This is a genomic window from Streptomyces sp. NRRL S-378 (genome assembly GCF_000720645.1).
Lineage (GTDB): Bacteria > Actinomycetota > Actinomycetes > Streptomycetales > Streptomycetaceae > Streptomyces.
On the sequence record NZ_JOBX01000134.1, the window covers coordinates 1 to 4,756 of the forward strand.

3 protein-coding genes are annotated in these 4,756 nt (G+C 74.9%); 1 reads left to right on the forward strand and 2 read right to left on the reverse strand.

What is annotated here, in order from left to right; all coding sequences use genetic code 11:
• Positions 1-90: 90 nt before the first annotated feature.
• Positions 91-1,356 (reverse strand): serine hydrolase domain-containing protein, encoded by a 1,266-nt coding sequence (locus tag IH80_RS0137820; protein ID WP_030966434.1) that lies wholly within the window; start codon positions 1,354-1,356, stop codon positions 91-93.
• Between the two features lie 482 nt (positions 1,357-1,838).
• Here IH80_RS0137820 and IH80_RS0137825 point away from each other — a divergent pair, with 482 nt between their 5' ends.
• On the forward strand, positions 1,839-3,398 hold the full coding sequence (locus tag IH80_RS0137825; RefSeq protein WP_030966435.1) for an alpha/beta hydrolase: 1,560 nt from the start codon (positions 1,839-1,841) through the stop codon (positions 3,396-3,398).
• A 220-nt stretch (positions 3,399-3,618) separates the two neighbouring features.
• Here the strand turns inward: IH80_RS0137825 and IH80_RS46680 are convergent, their stop codons facing one another.
• On the reverse strand, positions 3,619-4,398 hold the full coding sequence (locus tag IH80_RS46680; RefSeq protein WP_063757387.1) for a CPCC family cysteine-rich protein: 780 nt from the start codon (positions 4,396-4,398) through the stop codon (positions 3,619-3,621).
• Positions 4,399-4,756 lie beyond the last annotated feature (358 nt).

Below are 4,756 nucleotides of genomic sequence, written 5' to 3' on the forward strand. Positions count from 1 at the left end.
CGTCAGTATCGCGCGGAGTGCCCCGCCGCGGGCGGGCCGACGGCCGGCGGCAGCCGGTGGCCCTCACGCGGCGGGGAACACCCGTACGGCTCAGGGAGAGACGGCGGGGACGTCTGGGGCGTCGGGGGCGTCGGGGGCGGCCGGGGCGGGGCAGTACTCGGCTTCCATGACGGCGTCCGGGGCGACCGCGGTGCTCCAGTCCCCGTTGCGGTTGTAGGCGAGCTGGTGGCCGCCGTCCTCGGTGGTGACGGCCAGGGAGGTCGAGCCGACCATGCCTCCGCCGTGGCCCCACAGCGTGGTGCCGCAGCTCGTGCGCATCCGGGTGATGCCGAGTCCGTAGGCCGTGCCGGGGCGTTCGGGGGTCTCCACCGTGGTCTTCATGGCGGCCAGCTGCCGCGGGGGAAGGAGCTCGCCGCGCATCAGGGCGCGGTAGAAGCGGTTCAGGTCGCCGGTGGTGGAGATGATGTCGCCGTCGCCCCAGCCCTGCGAGCCGTTCATCTCGGTGACGTCGTCGATCCGGCCGGGGTCGTGTTCGAACAGTTTGGAGTAGGCGCGGCTGCTGGGGCGGGGTATGCGGGTGCCGTTGCCGGGGTTGGTGGTGGCCTTCAGGCCCAGGGGCCTGATGATGCGGTCGCGGACCTCGGCCTCGTAGGTCCGTCCGCCGGCCTTCTCGATGATGAGCGCGGCCAGGACGTAGTTGGTGTTCGAGTACGAGAAGCGGGCGCCGGGAGAGAACAGCGGCGGGTGGGAGAGGGCGACCTTCACGTGCTGGGCGGGCGGCAGGGTGTCGTAGCGGTGCGCGAGGTAGCCGTCGCCGCGCATGTACGTGGTGAGGTACTCCTCGTCGGCCAGGTAGTCGAAGAGGCCGGAGGTGTGGTTCAGGAGCCGCCGTACGGTGATCTTGTGGCCGTCGTTGCCGTTGCCCCTCACCAGGCCCGGCAGATGGTCCTCCACGGTGTCGTCGAGCCGGAGCCTGCCCTCCGCCTCCATCTGGAGCAGGACGGTGGCCACGAAGGTCTTGGTGATGCTGCCGATCCGGAACCGGTCGTCGGTGCCGCGCGGGGCGCCGGTGGTCAGGTCGCCGACGCCCGAGGCGGCCTTCCAGACGCCGCGGGCGTCGCGGGCCTGGGCCGTGATGCCGGGGATGCCGGCCTCGACCTCGGCGTCCATCGCGCGCCGGGTCGCCCCGTGCCGTGCCGTCCCGGAGGCCCGGTCCGCGGTGGCGCCCGCGGTGGTGTCCGGGCCGGGGTCCGGGGCGGCCTGGGCGGGGGCCGTGAGGGTGGTGGCGGCCATCGCGGCCGCCGCCAGGCCCACCAGGGCGACCCGTGCGGTCGTAACGGTCGTGCGTAACGTCATGTCGTGCTCCTCGGCGGTCGGCATGCTCGCGGGAACTCGTGCGGCCTCCCCCGGGAACCGGCGGGGTCCGCCCGCCCGGCAAGACCGCGCCGGCCGGCGGATGGTTGAGCGCGGCCCCGGTCCGTCACCTCCCGGGTGCAGCGGGGGGCCGGCTGCCGGCGGAACGACGGGGGCGGGGCGGACGGCTACGTTGGCGCCCGTTCGCGACGCCCATCACGGAGGTTCGCAGCATGCAGACCCCTTCCGCCGTCGCCCTGCGCGGGCGCGTGGCCGGGGCGACGGCCCTCGCCCTGACCGCGGTCACCGCCCTCCTGGGGGCCGCTCCCCGGCCCGCCACCACCACGGCGACCACGGCCCCGGCCGGGGCAACCGCCGCCGGGGCCGGTGCCGCCGGGGCCGCCGGGGCCAGTGCCTTCAGGGCCGGAGCCGGTACCTCCGGGGCCGGAGCCGGTACCTCCGGGGCCGGGGCCAGGGCCGGAACCATGACCGGGGCCGGGGCCGGAGCCGGAACCATGACCGGGGCCGGGGCCGGGGACACGGCTGGTGCCGGGGTGGCCGGCCCGTCCGTGCCGGTCCTGTCCTGGGGCCCCTGCACCGGCCCGCGGGACGGCTTCGAGTGCGCGACCGCCCGCGTACCGCTGGACCACCGCCGGCCCACCGGTCCCACGATCGCCCTCGCCGTCACCCGGCGGCCGGCGGCCGACCCCGCCCGCCGCACCGGTGTCCTGCTGCTGCACCCGGGCGGGCCGGGCAACTCCGGGGTGGACTTCGCCCGTAACAGCCACGCCGCCCTGCCCGCCGCCCTCCGCGACACCTTCGACGTCGTCGGCTACGACATGCGCGGTGTGGCGCGCGGCGCCCGGGTGGAGTGCTGGGACGACGAGGAGTACGCGGCCGCCGTCGACGCCGCGCGCGGCGTGCCCGGCCCGGGAGCCCTGCAGCGCGCCGTCCGGCAGGGCGCCGACTTCGCCGCCGCCTGCCGGCAGCGCTCCGGCGGCCTTCTGCCGTTCGTCGGCAGCGGATTCAACGCCCGGGACATCGACCTGCTGCGCCGGGCCCTGGGCGAGGAGAGGCTCTCCTTCTACGGGCGTTCCTTCGGCAGCTACGTCGGCACCGTCTATGCCGCGCAGTTCCCGCGGCGGGTGCGGGCCATGGTCCTGGACGGGGCCTACGACCCGCACCTGTACGCGGACGTGCCCTACGCCTACGACGCCGCGCAGTTCGCCGCCCTGGACGCGGCGGTCGGCCGGTTCCTCGACTGGTGCGCGCACGAGACCGTCGTCTGCGGGTTCGGTGACGGCCGGCCGCGGCAGGCCTTCGAAAACCTCAAACGGGCGCTGGACGCCGACCCGGTCATCACCGCGGGCGGACGCCCGGCCACCGGCTACACCCTCGCCTACCGCCTGATGTTCGGCATCAACGCGGGCAAGGAGATCTGGCCCTACCTGGGCGAGGCGCTGCGGGCGGCGCAGGACCGCCGGGCGTCGTTCCTGCTGTCCCCGCCCTCGCCGGCGTCCTTCGACTTCCTGAGCGTGAACACGGCCGTCGAGTGCGCCGACCGCCGCTATCCGCCCGGCCGTCCGCTCCTGGGCGCGCTGGTCGGCGCGCACGCCGCCTCGGCTCCGCTGCTGGGCCCCCCGGTCGGTCTCGGGCCGCCCGCCTACGACCACAACCACGCCCCGGCGTGCGTCCCGTGGCAGGCGGACCGGCCCGGCCGCTTCGAGGGCTCCTACCGTGCCGCCGGTTCCGCCCCGATCCTGGTCCTCGGTACGACCGGGGACCCCGACACCCCCTATCAGGACGCCGTGGCCCTCGCCGGGACGCTGGAGAACGGCCGGCTGCTGACGTTCGCTGCGGAGGGCCACACCGCCTACAACCGCAGCGCGTGTGTCAGTGCCCTGGTCAACGGCTACCTCGCCACGGGGGCGCTGCCCGCGCGGGGCACCGTCTGCGCGGACGAGGCACCCCCGGAGCCGGCCGGCCGCCGCACCGCGGGACTCGAGGCAGACGAGACGCGCGAGGCGATCCCCGTCCTGCGCTGAACGCCCCCTCACCCGTCCCCGGCCGGGGCAGGCCCAGGCGGGGCCAGGGCCGGGGACGGGTGGAGGGTTGAGAGTGCGGGGGGCGGGCGTGGGCGGGATGCGGCCCCCGTCGCAGCCATGAGGGCCAGGACCGCACCCCGCACCGGACGCCTACCCGGGACCGCCCGGCCGACACCCGCCGGCCGCGGGGGCCGCGGAAGCCGCGGGAGCCGCGCAGCCGCTACCGGTCGTAGACCACGCTGAAGTCCGCGGTCTTCTGCCCGTACTCCTCCAGCTGGTCACGGAGCACGGCCGCGGCCGACGGTTCCCGCAGCTCCAGCCCGGCCCAGCCGACGAACCGCAGTTCCCGGGGCATGGTGACGAGGCCGGTGATCGCGTCCCAGAACGCGTCCCCGTTCATGCCGTAGAACGCAGGGAAGCCGAGTTCCCGCTTGAGCGCCTCGTGGAGATCACGCTCGCTGCGCACCGGGCCGAGGTCGATGACCACCCGGCGGGCGGGATCCTGCACGGGATCCTCGGGAACGCCCCAGAACGAGGGGAGCCACCAGCACAGGACCACCGCGTCGTCCGGCCAAGGGCGGTGCTCCGTATCCGTGGAGTCCTCGAAATGGTCGGTGGCGGGGTCGATCGGGCGCCAGGCCCCGTCCAGGGGTTCGTCGTCCGTCGCGGGCCTGGCAAACCTCCTGCCCCGCTGGTCGCAGGCCCCGTAGGCACGGAAGTTGCTCTGGGCCTCGACGAGCGACAGCCGGTTCGAGCCGCCCGCCGTGAACGGCCGGCGCAGCCGCACCGGGTCGTCCTCCCAGCAGCAGACCGGGCAGATGCCGTATGAACCGGGCCACCCGTCTTCGGCATCGAAGACGAGATGACCACAACAGGGGCAGGGGCGACGGGTGTCCACCGGACCAGTCTGCCTGCCGTACGCGGGCCGCCCGGAGCGGACGGTCCGCGAGGACACGCCGATACCGGTGCCGGTCCCGACGCTGGTGCCGGTGACGGACATGCGGCGGCACCTCGCAGAGTTGCCTCCGCGAGGTGCCGTCGTCTTCGACGCTGATGACTGATCAGCCCTGGGTCCCACCCTGGGTGTTGCCGGTGCCGCCACCCTGCGTCCCGCCCTGGGTGTTACCGGTCCCGCCACCCTGCGTACCACCCTGGGTATTACCGGTCCCGCCACCCTGCGTACCACCCTGGGTGTTGCCAGTGCCGCCACCCTGCGTACCACCCTGGGTATTACCGGTCCCGCCACCCTGCGTACCACCCTGGGTGTTACCGGTCCCGCCACCCTGCGTACCACCCTGGGTGTTACCGGTCCCGCCACCCTGCGTACCACCCTGGGTGTTACCGGTCCCGCCACCCTG

Bases quoted from the DNA above. Each gene is read 5' to 3' on its own strand.
- IH80_RS0137820 (WP_030966434.1), bottom strand. From the start codon at position 1,356: ATGACGTTACGCACGACCGTTACGACCGCACGGGTCGCCCTGGTGGGC.
- IH80_RS0137825 (WP_030966435.1), top strand. From the start codon at position 1,839: ATGACCGGGGCCGGGGCCGGAGCCGGAACCATGACCGGGGCCGGGGCC.
- IH80_RS46680 (WP_063757387.1), bottom strand. From the start codon at position 4,398: ATGTCCGTCACCGGCACCAGCGTCGGGACCGGCACCGGTATCGGCGTG.